Annotated in this window: 19 protein-coding genes and 2 pseudogenes; 4 read left to right on the forward strand and 17 right to left on the reverse strand. The window is 58.2% G+C overall.

All coding sequences use genetic code 11. The features are described from left to right. Positions 1 to 47: 47 nt before the first annotated feature. The 3 genes and pseudogenes from HGP14_RS23995 to HGP14_RS24005 all read right to left on the reverse strand — a co-directional run. Complete coding sequence (locus tag HGP14_RS23995) at positions 48 to 740, reverse strand: Crp/Fnr family transcriptional regulator (RefSeq protein ID WP_168832361.1); 693 nt, start codon at positions 738 to 740, stop codon at positions 48 to 50. Positions 741 to 1146: 406 nt separating this feature from the next. Further along, the gene (locus tag HGP14_RS24000; protein ID WP_168832362.1) at positions 1147 to 2004 is read right to left on the reverse strand and encodes an SDR family oxidoreductase; all 858 of its coding nucleotides are present in this window, start codon (positions 2002 to 2004) and stop codon (positions 1147 to 1149) included. 342 nt (positions 2005 to 2346) lie between these two features. Next, positions 2347 to 3011, reverse strand: a pseudogene (locus HGP14_RS24005) (NADPH-dependent FMN reductase); the annotation flags it as partial. Positions 3012 to 3200: 189 nt separating this feature from the next. Between HGP14_RS24005 and HGP14_RS24010 the strand changes: the two are divergent. Then, positions 3201 to 4283: a YihY/virulence factor BrkB family protein gene (locus HGP14_RS24010; protein ID WP_168832363.1), complete on the forward strand. Its 1083-nt coding sequence runs from the start codon at positions 3201 to 3203 to the stop codon at positions 4281 to 4283. Positions 4284 to 4806: 523 nt separating this feature from the next. Here the strand turns inward: HGP14_RS24010 and HGP14_RS24015 are convergent. From HGP14_RS24015 to HGP14_RS24025, 3 genes are read right to left on the reverse strand one after another with little or no spacing between them, the layout of a single operon-like run. After that, positions 4807 to 4962: an entericidin gene (locus HGP14_RS24015; protein WP_168832364.1), complete on the reverse strand. Its 156-nt coding sequence runs from the start codon at positions 4960 to 4962 to the stop codon at positions 4807 to 4809. A 22-nt stretch (positions 4963 to 4984) separates the two neighbouring features. Further along, positions 4985 to 5302: a DUF2934 domain-containing protein gene (locus tag HGP14_RS24020; protein ID WP_312862177.1), complete on the reverse strand. Its 318-nt coding sequence runs from the start codon at positions 5300 to 5302 to the stop codon at positions 4985 to 4987. Positions 5303 to 5307: 5 nt separating this feature from the next. Continuing rightward, entirely contained in the window at positions 5308 to 5550 is a 243-nt protein-coding gene (locus tag HGP14_RS24025) for a hypothetical protein (protein WP_168832366.1), read from the reverse strand. 157 nt (positions 5551 to 5707) lie between these two features. On the opposite strand from HGP14_RS24025, the pseudogene HGP14_RS24030 reads away from it, so the two are divergent. From HGP14_RS24030 to HGP14_RS24040, 3 genes and pseudogenes are all read left to right on the forward strand, one after another. Continuing rightward, a pseudogene (locus tag HGP14_RS24030) lies at positions 5708 to 6873 on the forward strand (PQQ-dependent sugar dehydrogenase); the annotation flags it as partial. Between the two features lie 343 nt (positions 6874 to 7216). Then, the gene (locus tag HGP14_RS36735; RefSeq protein ID WP_205927307.1) at positions 7217 to 7372 is read left to right on the forward strand and encodes a GXWXG domain-containing protein; all 156 of its coding nucleotides are present in this window, start codon (positions 7217 to 7219) and stop codon (positions 7370 to 7372) included. 251 nt (positions 7373 to 7623) lie between these two features. Continuing rightward, the gene (locus HGP14_RS24040; RefSeq protein WP_168832367.1) at positions 7624 to 8532 is read left to right on the forward strand and encodes a cytochrome c; all 909 of its coding nucleotides are present in this window, start codon (positions 7624 to 7626) and stop codon (positions 8530 to 8532) included. A gap of 2 nt (positions 8533 to 8534) precedes the next feature. Here the strand turns inward: HGP14_RS24040 and HGP14_RS24045 are convergent, their stop codons facing one another. The 11 genes from HGP14_RS24045 to HGP14_RS24095 form a co-directional block, all read right to left on the reverse strand. Continuing rightward, positions 8535 to 8951, reverse strand: coding sequence for a c-type cytochrome (locus HGP14_RS24045; protein ID WP_168832368.1), 417 nt, complete (start codon positions 8949 to 8951; stop codon positions 8535 to 8537). Then, complete coding sequence (locus tag HGP14_RS24050) at positions 8948 to 9826, reverse strand: cytochrome c oxidase assembly protein (RefSeq protein ID WP_168832369.1); 879 nt, start codon at positions 9824 to 9826, stop codon at positions 8948 to 8950. The genes HGP14_RS24045 and HGP14_RS24050 overlap by 4 nt, the downstream gene beginning before the upstream one ends. Continuing rightward, on the reverse strand, positions 9814 to 10125 hold the full coding sequence (locus tag HGP14_RS24055; RefSeq protein ID WP_168832370.1) for a hypothetical protein: 312 nt from the start codon (positions 10123 to 10125) through the stop codon (positions 9814 to 9816). The genes HGP14_RS24050 and HGP14_RS24055 overlap by 13 nt, the downstream gene beginning before the upstream one ends. Continuing rightward, positions 10119 to 10724: a cytochrome c oxidase subunit 3 gene (locus HGP14_RS24060; protein ID WP_168832371.1), complete on the reverse strand. Its 606-nt coding sequence runs from the start codon at positions 10722 to 10724 to the stop codon at positions 10119 to 10121. The genes HGP14_RS24055 and HGP14_RS24060 overlap by 7 nt, the downstream gene beginning before the upstream one ends. Continuing rightward, positions 10721 to 12628 (reverse strand): cytochrome c oxidase subunit I, encoded by a 1908-nt coding sequence (ctaD, locus tag HGP14_RS24065; protein WP_168832372.1) that lies wholly within the window; start codon positions 12626 to 12628, stop codon positions 10721 to 10723. Before ctaD ends, HGP14_RS24060 begins: the two co-directional genes overlap by 4 nt. After that, positions 12625 to 13554, reverse strand: a complete 930-nt coding sequence (gene coxB, locus HGP14_RS24070) for a cytochrome c oxidase subunit II (protein WP_168832373.1) — start codon at positions 13552 to 13554, stop codon at positions 12625 to 12627. The genes ctaD and coxB overlap by 4 nt, the downstream gene beginning before the upstream one ends. Positions 13555 to 13613: 59 nt before the next feature. Beyond that, the gene (locus tag HGP14_RS24075; protein ID WP_168832395.1) at positions 13614 to 14195 is read right to left on the reverse strand and encodes a cytochrome c; all 582 of its coding nucleotides are present in this window, start codon (positions 14193 to 14195) and stop codon (positions 13614 to 13616) included. Between the two features lie 39 nt (positions 14196 to 14234). Then, positions 14235 to 16637 carry an FdhF/YdeP family oxidoreductase gene (locus HGP14_RS24080; protein ID WP_168832374.1) on the reverse strand — a complete coding sequence of 801 codons (2403 nt, stop codon included), beginning with the start codon at positions 16635 to 16637 and terminating at the stop codon, positions 14235 to 14237. A gap of 987 nt (positions 16638 to 17624) precedes the next feature. Further along, positions 17625 to 18155, reverse strand: a complete 531-nt coding sequence (locus HGP14_RS24085; RefSeq protein WP_168832396.1) for a sigma-70 family RNA polymerase sigma factor — start codon at positions 18153 to 18155, stop codon at positions 17625 to 17627. A gap of 269 nt (positions 18156 to 18424) precedes the next feature. Continuing rightward, complete coding sequence (locus HGP14_RS24090) at positions 18425 to 18655, reverse strand: DUF6894 family protein (protein WP_168832375.1); 231 nt, start codon at positions 18653 to 18655, stop codon at positions 18425 to 18427. A 615-nt stretch (positions 18656 to 19270) separates the two neighbouring features. Next, positions 19271 to 20356: a GSU2403 family nucleotidyltransferase fold protein gene (locus tag HGP14_RS24095; RefSeq protein WP_168832376.1), complete on the reverse strand. Its 1086-nt coding sequence runs from the start codon at positions 20354 to 20356 to the stop codon at positions 19271 to 19273. Positions 20357 to 21095 lie beyond the last annotated feature (739 nt).

The raw sequence follows: 21095 nt of genomic DNA on the forward strand, positions 1-21095 counted from the left end.
CTGCTTATGCCTGCCGTATGCAACACTGCACGGGGTGATGATTGTGTCTAGTACATTGATCCAATGAGACGAGCGAACTCGTGTTCGGGTACACCATAAGCATCGCCGGCGAATGCCTCCAAAGCCTGACGGTTGCGTATGGTCACCTGACCCCTCTCGGCTACAATGAAGCGATGGCCCTCAAGAATATGGAGGGCTGTCGTCACGCTTGGACGTCTCACATTGAGCAGTCCAGCCAAGAAATCGTGCGTAACGGATAGCCGATCACCGGCGGTACGGTCGTGAACCATCAATAGCGATCGAGCCAGCCGTTCGTCGACGCGGTGAGTGGCGTTTGCAAGGGCGGTGTAAGCCGTTTGCACGAACAGCGTTTGCGCGTAACGGCTCAGGAGCTTTCGCATCGGCCGGCTTTCGACCATGGCCGCGAACAAGTGCTCATTCCTGATCCTGTGACCGCTCCCATCCACTTGCATGAACACTTTGAAGGGTGCTTGATCGTCTTCAAAGAGACTGTTCGGAGGCGTCATTCCTTCCCGGCCGAAAATGCCCACTTCGACGGTCTCTCCAGAGGGCGAAACAGCCATGATCGAGCCGATGCCGGACTCGGGAAAGTAGCTATAGTCTTGAGGCTGATCCGGCTCAGAAAGCACTGTCAAACGCGGCAGGTATGCGGGTTCCAAATTCTTTAGCAATCGTTCGCGGTCGCTGTCTTCGAGAAGGTTGAGAATCCTATTGAACATTGCTTCTCCGTGCGGACCCTATCACCAAATACCTCGGTCCGTAGAGGCCGCGCGGTCTCCTGAATCACATTTACCCACTTGGTGCGAAGCTCCTTTCTATCCGGTAGGCTTCCGACATTGGAACACGGCAATCTCTTGTTTGTTCCATGGCTCCTAGCCGTTCAAATGGCTCGCGAGTCCTAAAGCATTGATCAAGGGCGCCGTCCCGGCGTAATGCTGCGTCGATCCGGTCCATGATTTCTATCCGCTGGGAAAGTCGACGATACCAAAATCGACGACGACCTTCGCCTGCGCGCATCTGTTCGAGTCTGGCGACGACGTCGATGGATGAAGTCGTGGATATGTCCCGTGTCACCGTTGCGGAAGTAGTACCACTCCAACAGGGGAAACTCGACAGGTCCAAGTACTACAAAATCGGCTTGCCGCCAGTGACAGCGATCGTCGCACCCGACACGTAGCTGGACAGCGGATCGGCCAGCATCACGTAGGCCGTCGCAAGCTCTGCCGGCTGACCGGGGCGCTGCATTGGAACCTGCTTTCCGAAGTTCTTGATAGCTTCTTCGGGCATCGTCGAGGGAATGAGCGGAGTCCAGATCGGGCCGGGGGCAACCGCATTTGCGCGGATGCCCTTGTCAGCCAGTATCTGAGCGAGACCCGCCGTGAAGTTCTGGATCGCGCCCTTCGTCGTCGCGTAGGCGAGCAGGTGGGGGCTCGGGCTGTCAGCATTGATGGACGCCGTGTTGATGATGGCGCTGCCCGGCTTCATGTGCTGGACGGCGGCCTTCGTCAGATAGAACATCGCGTGGATATTGACACGGAATGTAAGCTCCCATTCCTCATCGCTGATGTCACCGATATCCTGAAAGCTCGCCTGATGCGCCGCGTTATTGACAAGGATGTCGATGCCGCCGAATTCCGCAACAGCGGTGTCGACGATCTTGCGGCAATGCTCCGCGTTCTGGATGTCTCCGGAGACGAGCACGGCCTTGCGGCCCTCCTTCTCTATCCAGGATCTCGTCTCTTGCGCGTCGTCATCTTCGTTGAGATAGGACACGAGCACATCGGCGCCCTCGCGGGCGAAGGCGATGGCGACGGCCCGGCCGATGCCACTATCCGCTCCGGTGATGATCGCCTTCTGTCCTGCAAGTCGACCGGATCCCCGGTAACTCTGCTCTCCATGGTCGGGAATGGGCGACATTGCATTCGTGCTGCCGGGCATAGGCTGCTTGGGCGTGCTGAATGGCGGGGTCGGATAGCTGGTCATCGTCGGCTCCTTGTTTGGAATCATCTCGGTTGTCATCCAAAACCTGTGAGCCGGTTCGTGGTTCCGTACCTCGGTCGAGCTCCCAACGCGACTGGGTTTGTAGCTGGAAACTGGAACAGTCGTTAGCGCCGCGCCGTAGCAGAGGACGGCCTTTCTTCGGGCCAGCAGGGCGACGATGAACGGTTCCGTCAGGTGCCGGGCTCAGCGGATGTTATCGATCGAGTTCCCATGCAGGAGATCAGCCGGGAAAGTGCGATCGGCGAGGAAGGGCAGCTAGGCCAGAGGGAGCGCGATAGCCCCGGGGATGAACAGCGCGATTGCATAGATTTTCATCGCCGTCACCTACGTCTCTCGGGGTTGATCTAGGCCGGATCCGCGGCTACCTGTTGACCCTGTCGCTTTGCCACGCCGCTGCGTACAGCGTCCGCGCGGCATTGCGCAGCTCGTCCTGTATGCCGTGATCTTGCTCGTATGCCACATGGTTTGTGGCATACGGTTCCCAGTAACCGATATACCGGTCGATTTCGGCCAGCGTTCCGGCGGGAACCAGATCCATCGACTTCAGCCAATCCGAAAGGCCGCGCCGAACGTTTTCCGTTCCCTCGGGAAAACAGCCGGCCGGCAAGATGCCGGGGATAGTTCCAGCCCTTCATCTCTATTTCTTTCGCCTCTTTGGCGTGCTTACCATGCGTCGTGGTCGGATCGGGATTGCCGCCGTCGGCGCAGACTAGACGATCGATCATCAGCTTGAGGGGCGAGGAAGTCTGATACCAGTTGACCGGAGTCACGATCATGAGGCCATGGGCCTCGACGCCGCCGAGGTGGAAAAGCATGCCTTGCATGGTGGATTTGCTGGCCGTATTCAGACGCGATGCGGCTGAGGTCGAGAATCTCGACCTTGACGCGCGGATTCTGCTCGAGCACGGCCTTGGCGATCTCCATCATCCTGAAGATCTTCGAAATCTCGCCGGGCAGGTGAGCTCGCTTCGGGATGAACCGCTGCGCAGCGGCAAGGACACGAGGAGAAGCGCTTCGCGGTCGCGCTGTTTCGAGACGGGCATCGCCACGCGGAACTTTGGGGGCTTCTCGCGCTTAGTTTAGGAGACCGTTCCCAAATCGGGGGTGAGTAAGCGGGAAGCGCATCCTCGTAAGAACCGTTGCTACCGCAATTGCATCCTGCTGAAGTGGAGTCACCCATGCTCAGTCGTCCGCGCACCAAGCTCTCGGGTATTGCTGCCTTCCTTGTCGTGGTGGGCGGCGTACTCGTCGCGCTGAAGGGCACACATGACCCCCTGACAGACAGGTCAGCGGAGAATGAACGGGAGGCTGGCCGCGGCAGGGACGCAAACGTCCCCGAGGCGATACCTGTGAAAGGGCTACGCGATGTCTTTTGGCGGGTGGTTCACGAAGTCAGCGATGATCGTGTGACACTCATCGCGGCTGGGGTGACGTTCTACCTCTTGTTGGCTCTGTTTCCCTCGTTGTCGGCTCTCGTCGCGCTCTATGGGCTGATCGCGGATCCGGTCACCATGGCTGACCACCTGCAGGAGCTCTCAGGCGTGCTTCCGCCGGGCGCTTTCGATCTCATCGCCGATCGCATCAAGAGCCTCGCCGAAAGCCGCAGCTCGACGCTTGGCATCACCTTCTTCGTGGGCCTTGCTATAGCCCTTTGGAGCACGCATAGCGGCACGCTCGCGGTCTTTGATGCGATGAACGTGGCCTATGAAGAGAGAGAAAAGCGAGGACTGATCAAGCTTAACCTCATAGGGCTGTGCTTCACTCTCGGCGCGATGATTTCTGCCGCCACAATGATAGCGCTGGTCGCCGTCATGCCTGTGGTGCTTTCCTATCTTTGGCTCGACCAGTTCAAGGAGCACATGGCCCTGCTTCTGAGGTGGCCCGTTATGCTCTTGATCGCGGGGGCAGCGACCACCGCTGTATACCGCTTCGGTCCAAGCCGCGAGCCCGCCAAGTTTCGATGGATGACGTGGGGTGCCGCTCTCGTAACCGTCTCGTGGTTTGCAATGTCGCTGGGATTTTCGCTATACCTAAACCACTTCGCCAACTACAACGCGACCTACGGCACCCTCGGCGCGCTGATCGGCTTCCTGGTGTGGATATGGCTCTCGATCGTCATCCTGATCCTGGGAGGCGAGCTGAACGCGGAACTGGAACACCAGACGGCGAAGGACACCACCACGGGAGCGCCGTTGCCGATGGGATCGCGCGGAGCCTATGTGGCGGACACCCTTGGTGAGACTGCGGACGAACCCCGTTGACCGGCACGAACGCCGCCTTCGCAGCCATTTTCTCGCGGTCATTTATGCCGGTGCCAGTGTGATGGACTCTTGGGCCATAGCAATTCATCGATTTTGTTTGGCAGCATGGAACGGATGGAAGCAAACATGCGCGAGGCAAGGCTTATGCTTGGCGAGCTCGCCCATGCTGCCAACCCGAAGGTGAGAGACGGATTTCGCCCCTGACCGCATCGGAAAGACTTGAAAGGTGTAGGCACTTTCCTGTGTTTTTCCTTCTCGTCAAAATTCGTCACGCAATGGGCGATTTTCATAAGTCCTGACCCGTAAGAACGCACGTTGTCGGGACGGCCGAGGCAGCGCCGGTGCCAAAACCCGGTGGCGGTTATGCCTTTTACTGTGTGTGATGCGGCCCAGAGCTCTTGCCATTATTTCGAACCGTTTTGGAAGTGGTAAGTGCCCGCACGCCTGACGTCGGTCTGTCGCCTTTGCCACCGATGTTCCGCTTTCTAGAGCCGTCGGCGCAAGGGCCGGCGGCTCTTTGTTCCTAGTGGGCGGCAGCGTTTGCAACACGATTACCGGCGTTCTGCGTGGCATTGACCGTATTGGCAGTATCTCGCCCTATCCCGCGGATAGTATTGCCGCAGGCGGCGAGTGAAAGCAGGATGCAGCATGTGGTCACAATTGTTGTCACTGTCTTCATCATCTTTCTCCTTTCACCGTACTCAAGGATGCTCTGTGCCTGGCGAGGATTCGCGCTGATCGCGATCTTCGAGGTCAGTTGCAATCAGGAACGCGTCGGTATGCGCGCGCGCGGCTTCCCTCAGGGCATCCATGTTGGGAAAATCGCCGCCCACGATTTCACCTGACTCCCGTTTGATTTCGCGCTTTGCCTCGATCCAGTGGTCCTCATGACGACCGTCAGGTCTTCCTTCTCGCTCCCAAATGGCATAGGCCCGTTTCCGCACTTCGTCTTCATGCACGGGTATAGCTCGTCCTTTATTTTCCTTAATCCCCTCCATCCAATCACCGCCGCCTGCCATGGTCATTATCTCCAATACCGGCGGCTGGTGGTGGCGGACGATCGGCCAAGAAGATAGCCCATGCTGAAGGCCAGCGCTCCAATGCCGAGGATCAGTGTGCTCGCGGTGTGCGGGTGGTCTGCCGCGCCTGCGACGACAGCATTGGCCTCTCTCTTTATCGCATTGGCTGTGTCAGATGCCACCTTCCGGACGCCTTCGGGTTTCTCAGATGGTGATCCGGTGAAGCCGGCTTCGGGATCGTTCGTCATTGGGTTCTCCTTTCGTCAAAGGAGAACTGCCGGAGAAGGCGTCGGTTCCTCGGTATTATTACAATAGGGCGCATGCAGATATATGAGTGCCCCGATCGCGAATTCGCTCGGCGGCGGGGTGACTGCCGACTATGACTTGCTACTCACCCATTATGAGATTGACATCGCCGACGCGACAGGATGGCCTTGTGGCGTGAGACCGAGACCAGCGCCGGGCCTGAAAGTGAACGCCTTTGCTGGTAGCCTCGATCACCCGCGCTGGATGCATGTACTGCCGAATGGCGACGTGCTCGTTGCGGAGACAAATACGCCCACCAAGAAGGAGAGCGGCTTCAGCCTGCGCAAGATTTTCATGGCGGGGGCGATGAAGCGGGCCGGCGCGGCGACGACGAGCGCCAACCGCATCACGCTGCTGCGGGATACGGACCATGATGGTATCGCTGACCTGCGCACTGCGTTCATTGAGGGTCTCAATTCGCCCTTCGGCGTGGCGTTGTTAAACGGCAAGCTCTATGTCGCCCACACCGATGCGATCGTTGCCTACCCTTATTCTCCCGGGCAGATCCAAATAACGGCGCGGCCGCAAAAGGTCATCGATCTACCGGCCGGCGACATCAATCACCACTGGACCAAGGATCTAATTACCGGTCGCGACGGACGGACGCTCTACGTCAGCGTCGGGTCAACAGCAATGTCGGCGAAAATGGCATCGCGGCGGAGCAAAGCCGCGCCGCGGTGCTGAAGGTCGATCTCGCTAGCCGGAGAACGCGGGTTTTCGGTTCGGATTTGCGAAACCCCAACGGACTTGCCTGGAATCCGCAGAGCGGCAGGCTTTGGGTGGCTGTCAATGAGCGCGACGAGATTGGGGATGATCTCGTCCCGGATTACATGACGTCGCTGCGCGAAGGTGGCTTTTGCGGCTGGCCTTACAGTTATTTCGGCCAGAATGTCGACGTGCGCGCCAAGCCGCCGCGGCCGGACCTCGTCGCCACGGCAATCAGACCTGATTATGCGCTCGGCTCCCACACGGCTTCGCTAGGGCTGACCTTCGATCAGGACTCTTCACTTCCGCCGCCATACCACGGCGGCGCATTCGTGAGCCAACACGGCTCCTGGAACCGAAGTGTCTACAGCGGGTATAAGGTGATCTTCATAGCTTTTCAGAACGGTAAGCCTGTAGACCGGCCGAGAAATGTCCTCAGCGGCTTCATCGGGGCAGCCGGCACGGCCATGGGTCGTCCGGTCGGCGTGACCTTTGACAAGATGGGAGCATTGCTCGTCGGCAACGTGATCCGGCGTGTGACGCCCGCCAGCGGGTCATGAGTCGTCTGGGCATCCTCAGGGCGCCCCAAGCTCCATCATCGCTGGAATTTGCTGGGCTTCGAGCTGTTGGTGTTCGATCGAGACGGAGATCAGGGAATCAGGAGAATGAACGATCGGGCACCGAAACCACAACAGCAAGAAACAACGACTCCGCGCCCCAGGCATGCCATACGCTGCGGAGAATATCTGCCGCCCATGTCAGGGAACCGGCAACGTCAACCTTGAGACGTGTCGCGAGTGCAAGAGGACAGGAAGGTTCGGACGCCTGTCGGGGTAACGTCTGACTCACGACCGGCAAAGGCGTTCTTTGCAGCCGGCGAATTTCACGTCGCAAGATGAAGCATTGAGCTTCTTTGACAGCTTGGCTCCTGTCTCACCCGACTGCTTGATTAGCCTTTGGCAAGGTCACGGGATCAGCACGGGTCACCCTGGGCGGGGTTTTGGAAAACCTTGGGCGGTAATGGCAAACGGTTCAGCCTCGCGGATGCCTGCTCTTTAAGATAGGCGAGCGAAAGCTCGCATCGCTCGATCCCGCGTTGATCCCGCTCAAGTTTGCATTCCGCTTGAGCCGCTTTGGCCGAAGCAGGAGTGCGTGCGGCTGGTTTTCCTATGTTCAAAGGGGCTGCGGGCGAGGGGCCCCACCGCTTCAATGCACATTGAAGCTGGAACTCGCGAAAATACGGCTGGAGAGGAACGGCTGCATGCATAGAGAGTTAGTAAGGGTAACCTGGTGTCTTGAGATGGACTATCATGCCCAAGTGGTCGGTGCCGATCGCGTTATTGACCGTATTCTCCGCGGTCGTCGCTTGGTGGCTCAGCGAACCCAACCGGACCTTCGAACCGGACGACCCGGGGCTGACGGATTCAGGTGATCCAGCAAAGGGCCAGATTGTCTTTGCGGCCGGTGATTGTTCGTCCTGTCACGCCACGCCCGGACAGCCTGACCGGCTCCATTTGGGCGGCGGCCTTGCCCTCGCATCACCCTATGGGACTTTCCGCCCCCCAAACATCTCGCCGGATCGCGCCGACGGCATCGGAAATTGGACGGTCGCCGATCTGGCCAATGCCATGATTGAAGGCACTTCACCGCAAGGGAAACATTACTATCCGGTATTTCCCTATCCGAGCTATACAGGCATGTCTTTGCAAGACGTAAAGGACCTGTTCGCCTATCTGCGAACGTTGCCGCCAGTGTCGGGCCGTGCACCTCCGCACGATTTAGCCGCGCTATTTCGCATCCGGCGCTTTGTCGGCTTTTGGAAGATCTTGTTTTTTCATGAAGGCAAGCTTCAAGCACAGCTCAACGGCAATCCGAGCCACGACCGCGGAGCCTACCTGGCCGAGAGCATCGCCCATTGTGCAGAATGCCACTCCACGCGCAATTTCTTCGGCGCAGTCAAACCCGACACGCGATTTGCCGGCGGCGAGGATCCGGAGGGAACAGGTTTCGTTCCCAATATCACGCCGACGAGGATTGGTAGCTGGTCTCAAGGCGAGATCGCCGAGCTGCTCAAGAGCGGCAATACGCCCAACCATGGGCGCGTGGGCTCATCAATGGCCGCCGTCGTCACCAATACAGCCCTGCTGCCGCAAAGCGACAGGGACGCTATCGCGGTCTATATCAAATCACTGCCTGTCCGTCCCACTCCACACCCCTGAGGTCAATGAGCATACAGGTAGGCGGCCAAATCCCGCGCCTCGGCGTCGGATATTCCGGTCTCGGGCATTGCCGTTTTAGGAGAAAAGACGCGGGGCGATACGATCCAGCGGATGAGATCGTCAGGTGTGTTGTTGGCAACGCCGGCGATGTAGACTCGCTCGCGCAGGCCGGACAGATCGCCTCCAACTTTCCCATCTGCACCCGCGACGCCGGGAATGGTATGACAGCCTGCGCATCCGTACTGCCGGAATACTTCCGGCGCGTGGGTGGGATCACCGCGCGTTAGAAGCCGGGCTGTTTCCATCGTTTGTTGCCGGGTCTTTAGGGCTTGAGTAGAAACCGCCGCGACAAGGCCGATGACTGCTCCGCCCAGCAGCGTCACTGCCCAATATCTGTTCGGAGAGTAAATATCCGTCATGTCCACCTCGCCCGGCTGGAATTCAATATCCACGATGCGATGAGACCCAATGCGGCCGCGGCATAGATAGTTCCTGCCGGAATCCACATGACCATTCCGGCCAGTACCTGATCCTCCGGAGGCGTAAGGCCCCAGTCGCCGGCCGCCTGCGTCTGCGCATGATAAAGAACATGCGGCGAAAGCGCGATCAGAGCTCCGAGAAGAGCAGTATGCAGCATGGTGAGAAACACATGCCAAGCGGCGACGCCGAAATCGCTGCGCCAGCGGATCGCCCACCAGAAAAGAACGGCCGTCACGAAAAAACTCAGATGCTGCAGACGATGAAGTGCGACATTCGTCACTGTGGCATCGAACAGGGCAGGGGCGTGCCACCCCCATATCGCCACCCCATGTAGAATGGTGGCAACGGTTCCGCCGGTTAGCCCTGTCCAAATTGCTCGAGCCGGCGACGTCCCCATCTTTCCTCCAATCCATCGTCTGATGCCATTCGGCAGTCCCCACAAGAAGACAGCTGCCGGCCGGGCGAGGACGAAAAGCGGCGCTGAGACTGCCATGATGATTTCGTGCTCGATCATATGAAAGGTAAAAAGGTGTTCCCCCAGCCAATGCAGCGGAGACACCAATGCCATGGCCAAGGTGAACCAGCCGGCGGCGAAGCCTATACCGCGCCAAGCCATGGAGAGATGTACTGCGGAGGAACGCTGCCACAGCTTCCACGAACCCATGACGTATAAAGTGCCGGCGACGGCAAGGAGGTAGACGACAAAGGGATCAAAGCTCCACGCCAGATTGCCGGCATGCACTTCCGTGCCATGAGCGGCGGCCTGAGGCGCAGCCGAGAAAAGCAGGATCGATAGGACGATCAGCGTTGGCATGTATCGATCAGCAAGGTTGCGGCCGACTGCATCAGCATGGCGAAAGAAAAGGCCAGGCCAGTGAGCAGGCTCAGACGATTGACAAATAGTGGCGTTCGCGACGCGACAGGCGTTCTCTCCGCAAGAGGGGAAAGTGCCGCCACCACTGTCACAAGGGTGAGCAATATCGAAACGGCCGCCGACAACGGCACGTGCGTCCGGCAGTCGGAATAGGGCAGAATCTGCCCCAGCTGCGTGTTCGCAGCCCAGATAAGGGGTGCTGCAACCAAGCCGCTCAGCCGTATCAGCGATACTACCATAGGCGCGGTATCCAGTAGAGACACAGGTAGAGCGGAACCCATGTCGCCACAACAAAGTTCCAGTACATCGCATTATCCTCAACGTCTCCGTAACGCCGCGGATTGTCGGCGTGACGGGTGAACATCAGGCAGGCCAGCACCAGGGTATCGATGAGATCCGTGAGAATATGAGTGGTGTGCAGACCGAGGATGACCCAGACGATGGAACCGTAAGCGTTGGTATCCCACTTGACGTGCACGGCCGGAAACTCGAAGGCCCGCAAGACCAGAGGGGCGATGCCGAGGAGCACCATGACGATCATGCCGATGCGGACTCTTGCGAGCTGTTTCTGTTTGGCCCAGTGAGAAAGGAGAAGGTTCGGAACAAGGCTGGCAACAAGCAGTGCAGTCAGCGCACTGCCGGGGAGCAGATCCGGCAAAGGGGCATCGATGGGCCATTGGCCGGCGAGGCTTGCCAGGTACAAATAGACGGCGATCACAAGGGCAAATCCGGTTCCCTCGATCAGCATGAATGCCAGCGTCCCCCACCAGGTGAGACTTGCGCTACCCATGCCGGCGAGCGGCAGGTGGGAAACATCGAGAACCGGACGTTCATTCATGACTCGTCCTCCGGCACGCCTTTCGGCCAGAACCAGCCAATCAAGGCTACTGCAATGGGAATGGATCCCCAGACCACGGCCCAAGGAGAAAACATTGACCAGATCAACATGACTGATGTCGCGAGCGCCGCCAGTAGGGGCCAGATGGAATTGATCGGCGAGGATTCGCGGGCTTCGGGCACGCCCTCGACAACTGTGCTAACGATGAGTTCTCGTCGATCCAGCCGCATGCCGGTGACGACCTTCAATTCGGCAGAATTTGCCCAAAGGGGCTCGCGCGCCTCCACGACCGGAATGCGGCGAAAGTTCCAGGCAGGCGGAGGAGATTGTGTCGCCCATTCCAGCGTCGAAGCATTCCAGGGATTGGGCCCGGCAATCGCGCCGCTGCGCGCGCTACGGATGACGTCGATGATAAACATGAGAAAGCCGCAAGCCAATACAAGCGAGCTCAGGCTGATGAACAGGTTCAGATTGGCCCACGGCATTTCCGGCTGATAGGTGTATATGCGGCGCGGCATGCCGATGAGCCCGAGGATGTGCATCGGAAAGAACGTGAGATGAAAGCCGACAAAGATCAGCCCGAAGACCCAGCGGCCCAGACGTTCGCTCATCATCCGACCGGTCATCTTGGGAAACCAGTAGTAAACGGCCCCTAACAGGGGAAAGACCGCTCCCCCGATGAGCACGTAATGGAAGTGGGCCACCACGAAGTAGGTGTCATGCACCTGCGTATCGAAGGGAACGGAGGCGACCATCACACCCGTCAGGCCGCCAAGCACGAATGTGACTATGAATCCGATGATAAACAACATCGGTGTTTTGAAGATCGGACGCCCGTCCCAAAGCGTTGCAAGCCAGCAGAAGATCTGAATGCCGGCCGGAATCGCAATGGCCATGCTCGAAGCAGTGAAAAAGCTCTCGCCCAGGCGCGGCAGTCCAACCACGAACATGTGATGGACCCATAATCCAAAGGCCAAGATGCCAGTGGCGATCAAAGCCATGACCAAAGCCAGATATCCGAAGGCGGGTCTCTGGGCGAAGGTCGAGATCATCGTCGAGACCATTCCGACGGCAGGCAAAAAGATAATATAGACCTCCGGATGACCGAAAAACCAGAAGAGATGCTGCCAGAGCAGCACATCGCCACCTTCTGCCGGATTGAAGAAATGGGTTCCCACGAGGCGATCTAGAATGAGTGACGAACTCGCCACCATGATTGCCGGCATCGCCATGATGACCAGGAATGACGTTACCAGCATGGACCAGACAAACAGCGGTATGCGATCGAGCGACATGCCGGGCGCACGCTGCTTTAAAACGGTCACCACGATTTCGACGGAGACCGCGAGCGCTGACAACTCGGTGAATGTGATCATCTGCGCCCAGATGTCAGCGCGCTTGCCGGCTCCGTATTCGGGGCCGGAAAGCGGAACGTAAGCGAACCAACCCACATCGGGTCCCGCGTCCAATGCAAATGCCACCCACAGTAAAATGCCGCCCGCAACGAAGATCCAGTAGGAAAAGGCGTTGAGGCGCGGAAAGGCAATGTTGCGGGTGCCTACCATAAGAGGGATCAGATACACCCCCATCGCCTCCATTACCGGCACGGCGAATAGGAACATCATGTTGGAGCCGTGCATGGTGAATATCTGATTGTACCGGTCCGGGCTGAGGAACCGGGCTTCGGGAGATGCCAGCTGCAAACGCATCGCAAGTGCCAACACGCCGCCAAGAAGAAGAAAAACGAAAGCAGTGACGATGTAGCGGCGGCCGATAATCTTATGGTCAACCGTCGTCAACGCGCCCCAGAAACCGGATGGAGTATTCCAGGTCCGTCGCAGCTGGATATCGATGCTCTCGTCATCGAATTCGCTATCGGTCGGCGGTGCATCATGCTTTGTCATTTAAGGCTTTCCAAGTATGCAGAAACCTTTTGAAGCTCGTCGCTCGAAAGCGTCACCAGCGGCATGTTGTTGCCCGGCTTGAGCGTCTGGGGGTCCGCAATCCAGGCCGCGAGCGCGCCGCGAGTATTTTGCAGCAGCCCGGCTGCAATCGTCTGCCGGCTTCCGACATGCGTCAGATCCGGACCGGTCGTGCCCGACGCCGGCGTCCCACGAACGGCATGACAGGCGGCGCATGGTTTACTCATGAAGATTGCTTCGCCCGCAGCCCCTTCCGGATCCCCAGGCGGCGCGCGGTCGCGCTGCTGCCCCTCCAGCCACCGCCGGTAGTCAGCCTCGCTCTGCGCAACGATCAGTAACGCCATGTGGCTGTGCTGCAGCCCGCAAAATTCAGCGCATTGGCCTCGATAAACACCCGGCCGCTCCGCGTGAATGGTCAATGTATTGGTTCGGCCGGGAATGAGGTCCTGCTTGCCTGCGAGGCTCGGAACCCAAAACGAGTGGATGACGTCGGCGCCTTCCAACTGCAACCTCACATCCCGGCCTGCCGGAATATGCAATTCATTTGCCGTCTGAAATTCCGCTCGGGAGATCGGATCGACATAGATGAACTGCCACCACCATTGTTGGCCGCGAATCCGGACCGTCAGGGCGTCCTCCGCCGCCTGGCCAATGGCATGCGTGGTGTAGAAGCTTGCAATCGTCAGTCCGCTGATAATGACCACGGTCGCAACGACTGCTGCGTAGACCGCGCTGCGCATCTTTCGCTCGCGCCGATCGTCGAAGCGCTCACGGTGGATGCGCAAGAGGGCCCGAGCAAGCACGAGCACCACAAGCGACCATACGATGGCGCAGACGATGACGATGAGCAGGATCAGCTGCTTCAAAGCAACGGCAGCTTGGCCTTCGGCGTGGAGTGCGGACTGCATGCCCGTACATGCAGACAGAAGGATCGTTGCGCCAAAGAGGGCAAAAACCGCAGCGCGCTTCAAGGGCTAGTCCCCTGGTCAGGATGCGGGCCGGCGGGTCCCTGGTCGAAAAGGATGGCGGCCGGCGCCCGATTCTCGGCTGGCCGCGTCTGGCTGTCGTCATTGCGGCTGGGCGCGGTGTATTTGGCGGAATAGGCGCCGATGGATTTCACATAGCCCGCAAGCTGCCAAATCTCGTCTATGGTCATCTTGTCGCGGAACGGCGGCATGCCCTGGGGCCGCCCGTCCCTGATCGATGCGACGATCGATACCATTTCCGGCCCGTAGAGCCACCATCCATCCAGAAAGGAAGGACCGGTGCCGCCTCGGCCGTCTCCGTGACAAGCCGGGCAGCCGAACCAGGAATAAAGACGCTTACCCTGGCTCATATCGAAGGCCGTGTTCTCGTAAGGCTTTCCCAGGGCAAAATACACTTCAGGCGGAGCTCCGCTGATCCCGTTCGGCATGAGCCGGATATTTTCCAGCTCCGTTGCGAGGGGGGGATCAAGCCGATACGTTCGCCCCTCGCGACCCCAACCGATGCAGACGCCGACAGCAACGCAGGCCACAAACGCCGCGGCCGGCGCCCAAGTGACAGACATTGCCCGCTTCACCGTAGCCATCGGCTGATCCAATAGGCTCTAGTCGGTCGGCGCGATTTCCGACCGGGTGACGAAGACTGGAAGCAGCTTGTAGGATGGCGTCTTCGATTTCGCATCGTGATGTCCCAGCGGAAAAAGCGGGTTGCACTCCGGATAATACGCGGCGCAGCACCCGTTCGGAATGTTATATTCGATGACACGCAGACCTGAGACCTGCCGGCTCACGGAAGTGTCGATCGCGGTTCTGAGATCGACGCTGCCGCCGTTGGCAAGACCGAGTCGGGCGATGTCTTCAGCATTCATGAAGACGATCCTTCTCGTTCCGTCCACGCCACGAAAGCGGTCGCTATAGCCATAGATGGTCGTGTTGAACTGGTCGTTGGAGCGCAGCGTCGACAGATGCAGGACATTTCGGGCATCACCTTGAATGTCGAACTGCGGGAAAAGACGCTCGGGCGTTATGAAATTCGCCTTTCCGGTTTTCGTTACCCATTTGCGCTCGCGAGCAGGCAGGGGACGAGGGATGCCGCCGGGCTGAAACAGGCGCTCGTTGAAATTCTTGAAAGTCTCGGGATAGGTCCGCTCGATTGCGTTCCGGATCTCACTGTAATCGGCGACCCATCGATCCCAGGGTACGTCGGATGCGCCGAGCGTCGCCTTCGCCATTTCGGCGATAATGGCCGGTTCGGAGCGGATTTCCTGGCTCGCCGGCGTGGCCCGCCCCCTGGAGCCATGGAAATGCGCAATGGAGCTTTCTATCGAGACGGCCTGCGCTCCGCTTTCCTGCTGATCGATTTCAATCCGGCCAAGGCATGGCAGAACATACGCGATTTCGCCGTGGATGACATGGCTCCGGTTGAGCTTGGTGGCGATCTGAACAGTCAGCCGCAGTTTCGGCCAGGCCGCCTCCATCGCCTCCGTCTCCGGAATTGCGCGCAGAAAATTGCCGCCGAGGCTGATGAAGCCGCGCGCCTCACCTTTCAGAATGGCTTCGCATGTCTCAACCGTCGAACGTCCAGTCCAGCGAGGGGGTTCGAAGTGATAAAGTTCCGCCAGCTTGTCGAGCGGTGCCAGACCGGGCTTTTCGGTGATGCCGACCGTTCTCTGACCTTGTACATTCGAATGACCGCGTACCGCACAAATATTGGCGCCCGGCTTTCCGATATTGCCGCGCAACAGGGCAAGATTGGCAATCATGTGAACATTGTCGACGCCCATGACCTGCTGCGTCACGCCCATGCCGTAGATGATGAGAACGGTCTGTGCGTTCGCGTAGGTCTGCGCTGCTTGGGACATCTGCGCGCGCGTCAGCCCAGAGACGCGCTCAAGCTCACCCCATTCATAAGCGCGAGCGGCAGCGGCGAATTCCTCGAAGCCTGTGGTATGCTGGCGGATGAAGTCGTGATCGAGCACGTGCTTCTTGTCGGCGGCGGCGATCGAGGCGGCAAACGCGACTTCCGCCGCACTAGACAGGTCCTGCGGACGGTCATCGTCACCTGCCACTTTGCTTGCACCGGATGAGTGAAGCGCATCGTCGGCCTCGATCAGCGCCTTGCAGATCCCGAACAAGGCTGCGACATCGCCGCCGTTCTTCACCTGGTAGTATTCCGAGGAGATGGGCGTCTCCTTACCGGTCAGCATCTCGCCCGGCGCCTGGGGATTCTTGAAGCGTTCAAGCCCGCGTTCCCGCAGCAGATTGAAGGTGACGATCGGAACGCCACGGTCGGCCGCATCCTGAAGGTCGTGCAGCATCCTCGGCGAGGAGGTGCCGACGTTCTGCGCGATGTAGAATATGCAACTTGTATTCTGAAAATCTGAAAGAATCGCGGTGCCGACGGAGGCGCCGATGCTTTCCGGTAGTCCGACGGAGGTGCTCTCGTGACACATGTTGGAACTGTCCGGCAGGTTGTTGCTGCCGAACATGCGGGCGAAAAGCTGATACATGTAGGACGCCTCCAACGAGGCGCGGCCCGAGGTGTAAAAGTCCACCTGACGAGGCGATAGTAAACGCAGCTCCTTACCGATCTCTTCGAAGGCGGCCGTCCAATCCACAGGTTCGTATCGGTCATTCGCCGGGTTCCACCGCATTGGATGAGTGAGCCTGCCCTGTTCTTCGAGATCGTGATCCCGCCAGGCTTCGAGCTCGCTGAGCGTATGTTTCGCAAAAAAAGACGGGTCGGCCTTGCGGTGTGTTACTTCCCACGCTGTCGCCTTCGCGCCGTTCTCACAGAATTCGAGAGGACGCGTCTTGGCGGGCTTCGCCCAGGCGCAACTGACGCACATGTAGCCGTCAGGCTTGTTCTGGTGGGCAAGCAGCGTCGGTCCGGCAGCAGGAATGTGTTCTCGAAGAAGAATCTCTCCCACCGCCTTGGCAGAACCCCAGCCGCCTGCCGGGCCGTCATATGGCTTGATCGATGGATGTGTCTTTGGTGCCGCCGTCATCTATTCCTCCGCGAATGTCTTAAAAGCATCGGAGTGCGAACTTTGTTCCATTTCGCCTAAGAGTACGCGTCGAGATAAATCAGGGCATCAAACAGCCCGGAGTCGGTCTGCACCTTCCACGCCAAAATGCCACTTCTACGGGTTTACTCCACTGCTTGGTTAGCATTCTGGATCTTCAGATCGGCTCTTTCGAGCGCCGCAATGCAAAGCCACGAAATTTCGTCCAAAGGATAGGGACTACACCCGCCGGTCCGCTCCTTTAACGCTAGGTTTTACATTGTTCCTATGCGGTAGCGTACGGTTTTAAGGTGCTGCGCGGGGAAGCATCCGGCGCGTATCGGCGGCTAAGCGCAAGCAAGGTCCTATCGCACGTCTGGCTCGCTAGTGATCATGCAGGAAGGGAACTGGATCACCCTCGAGGAGTCTCGAGAGCAGATTCCGAAATGGCATGACCAGCAAGTCCTCGTACGATAGATGACGCAGTCTTGGCGGAAATCGCGGAAATGACGGAAGGCAAGACGGCATGCGGCGGCTAGATGCGATAATATCTTAAGAGGCTCGCCTGGGAAGCAAGCGAGCCTCTTAATAGTGGACCTCGTAGAGAGCGTGCGACGAAACTCTACTTGGTGCGTTATCCAACAAGTCCCACAGTGATCCGTGCGGTAGTGAATGGTTAACGCACAGCGCGAATGACGGCTCAAGCGAAGAAAACGCCCTTGCCGATTCGGGCTGCTGTATGGACCTTTCAGCCTACTTCCGCAGCGTCATCCATTCGTTCGTTCCGCCCTAACAGTATTGGGGCGCTCGCTGAGCGGATCAAGGCATCGTGCCGGCCCCTGGAAGCTAAGGAACGCTCCAGTTCGTCGTGCTAGTGGACGACTTACATACCGGGCTTAAGCACGAGGCCGCCTTCGCATTGTTACCAAAACGAGCAGGCACGTAGCGATCCCCTTATCCATGCGTGACCTTTCATTTTACGTCTATTGACTAATGCAGCGAGGCTGCTTCGGAAAACTTTGTTTCACCAAGCATTTCACAAAGATGGCTGCGAGCGCGGTTTACTCGGCTCTTGATGGTGCCGACCTCGCAGTGGCAGATCACGGCGGCTTCCTCGTAACTCGTGCCTCCCAGGACGAGGAGCAGAGCATCGCGATTACGCGGCGCGAGCTTGTCGATTGCAGCCTGCACGTCACGGGCTCTGAGCGACCAATCCTGCGTCGATGTCACCGCCGCCTGATATTCCGTGAGATCACTAACGTAGCCAACAGGCTCGCGCTTGCGGCGTTTGTAATTGCTGCAATGTGTGTTGCGCATGATTGTGAAAAGCCAGGATTTCAGGCTTGTGCCGTCTTGGAACTGTTCGAGATGACAGAGTGCCTTTGAAACGGTTTCCTGCACCAGATCCTCAGCGTCATTGTCAACCCGCTCGAAGCGTCTGGCAAATGCTTTAAGTGCTGGAAGCAGGGAAATGATTTCCGTCTGGGATGCGCAGTTGAATTCAACTGAAGCCTTTGGCATGGCATTTCTCCTTCTTTGCTGGAGCAATGCCTTGGCAATAGGGGCGTTCCCGAGAAAATATTTGAGTACGTTAGCGTACAACCTAGTTTGGGGAAAACCGTGACCGCGCGGCAGAAGCACGGAGGGTCGCTCATCGCGCGTGTTAGAACTGGAAGAGGACTGCGGCCGCGCAAATAACGCTCGCGGTTCAACTGCGTCCAGTTCGTTAAGGTATGGTCCGAGGCTCTGCCAAGAGTGCAGGCGTTAAACGATCTTCCATCTGCCGCTACTTACTTCACCACTGCGGAGATCGGGTAAACCGCGATGATATCCCCATTTTCATCGACGATTTCGAACCGCTTTTTGCCTATCTGTTCGCCTTGTACAACTAGTTCTGCCACTATCTCGCGGGCCGCTTGGAGCGCCTCTTCTTGTACGGCCGCGAGGTTCGGCAGATCTATACCTTCGAGGTCTTCTTCGATCTGATCGTCTTCGCGGATATGAAAGAAATATCTTGCCATTGGACCGGACGCTCGTGGCTCAAGGAAACAGCGAGTTTCCTTTGGCGAACAGCGTGGATGTACGAATGTTCCCGTCCAATAGCGTACAGAGGTCCTAATCGACGGTGGGAAAGCGAAGAGTTGGTGGGCCTAGAAAGAGCGCAAACTTTTAAGAAGGAAAAGTGGATCCAGCGATCCTCGCTTTCGAATGGCCGGCGCTACGTCGTTTCTCTTTCTCGCGAACAAAGACTCCACGAGGACCTCATAAGCGGAACTGAGCCGGCTCAACATCGCCGCGAGGCCCGGCAGACACTAAGCGCATCCAATCGCTACCCATCAACGTAACCCGAAGAAGCTCAAAAGCGCGATCACGATTACAACGGCACCGACAAGCCAAATCAGATTGTTCACTGGAAATCCCTTCTACGGTTCGAATTGAGCAAAGACATTGCCAGCTTTAAACTCATGTACAGGCTTACGGTTCCACCCATCGAAGCCTCATTGAGCGCGTGCTCTCCTTCCAACACGGTCAGTCGAGCGCCATATGCCGCTCGGCCACTTTAGCTTAATTCAGCTTACTGGCTACTTTGTTTGCCGCGCCTCGAAGAGAGCCGTGCGGGCGACGCTTCTCCGGGCTCATTGAGGGTCTTCCGACCGCTCTTTCCCTATTTGCTGATTTCCGAGACGGAGGATGCGGCTGAGAGCGGCTCTCCCATCTTCCGATAACATGTATCTCGCCTCCCGCAGCGCTTCTTGCCACGCAGGCCCACGCTCCCACGCCTCGTCGTACGCCAGCGCGAAGTCGGATGCTCGCCTCGTCTGGTAGAGAGCTTCGAACAGCAGCTCGGCTTGCCGGATGTCCTTTTCGCGCTTCAACGCACTCAAATCATCCATTCGTCGTCGTGTGGCCACGATGAGCTTATGGACAGCATACCGAGACGGTTCCGGGACGGTCACAGGGATTCCGCTCTTGTGTAGCAGGATGGTCCTCACTGGATCTCGGATCAGGAAATCGAGGAAGCGCAGCGGGTCAGCGCCGCCGAGGGCAGGCATCTTCGCGGGCTGGTCCATGTAGTCGTCAGAACCGCGGTTCGACGTCAGGAACTCGACCCTGAACCCACTGTCCGTTTGGAACGCGGACGTCGCCGCGGCCCCGGATCGATGAGGCACCGGCCGAAAGGTTGGATCGACGCCCTGCAGCAGCTCGACAATCGGAGGGAGGCTGTCCTGCACCTCGGATGAGATGGCATAGTCCTGGGCGACGTCCGCATCGCCGGTGAGGATCGCCGCCATGGGCAGGCGCACGCCGAGGAGGCCGCTGTACGTCTGGAAGGCGACCGTGCCGATGAGGACGCCCCGGAGCCGGAAGAGACCTCCGGCCGCCAGTGCTTCGACGACGTCGCCGGACATGCTATCGAGGGCGAGCATGCCGCCCTCGCGAGTCAGGGTGGACACCATCCGTCGACGGGCGCGAAGATCGTCTTTCTCGCGCTTGAAGGTCTCGACACGGCGAGCGATATCATCATCGGTCGCAGGACCGACGTAGCGACGTGTCCTACCGCGTTGTCCATCCGGAAGATCGAAATACCAGTAGCGGCGACCCTTGACGGTGACGGGCGTGAACGTGCCTTCGGAAGGGAAGTCGACTGTCCATGCGGCGTCGAGCGAGCGCTGGCCCAACTCGGCAAGCATCGTCTGGTACATGAGGTCAATAGTCTTCAAAGGTGCCATCCTTTTTAGCCATCTCCTACTACTCGCTCGTAGCAGGACGTGCATCGGCACCGATCGTCGGCGTAGCGATCTTGCCGCCTTTAAGAACGTGCATTCCGATCTTCAGGACGATCCCTGCAGGCTTCTTTGCGCACCGCGGGTATGTACGGAGATCGTGATCCGTCATCATATGGAATCCTAGCGTTATACCTCTTTTGTAAAAAAGGTATAACTGGTGAAGGGGTGGTGTGCAAGAGGGGACGGTGGCAGAGACGGCCTGAGGATATGTCTATCGTAGTTATATGCTTTTTGGGGAAAGGTCATAACCGATTGGTTCGAGGTAGGACGATCATAGGAGCCGTGTAAGGGAGGGCTGCGTCGACAGCAAGTTTACTGGATTCCCGCCTCGGCTGAGGATGTGATCGGCATATTGCGCAGCGTAAAACAGACCGCGCAAGGTCATGAGAATCGTGCGCTTTACTTGGTGACTTCCGCCAAATTTAATGAGGAGGCTTTTATCGATAAAGATGTTATCTGAAGGTCGAGCGCCGATACGGCACGGCAATAAGAACAAATGGCTCGTTTGTTCCATAACACAGATTACGCGATCTGAAACATCGAAGGGGTACATTCTATTTCCAAGTGCGACATGCCAATGATTTCAATGGCTTCACTTTGGAGATTTTGGCATGTCCCGATGCTATACGCAGCTTGCTCTCGCCGACCGACGACGCCTACATCAGCTGGTGGC

Source organism: Rhizobium sp. P32RR-XVIII (genome assembly GCF_012641395.1).
In the GTDB taxonomy this organism is placed as follows: domain Bacteria; phylum Pseudomonadota; class Alphaproteobacteria; order Rhizobiales; family Rhizobiaceae; genus Rhizobium.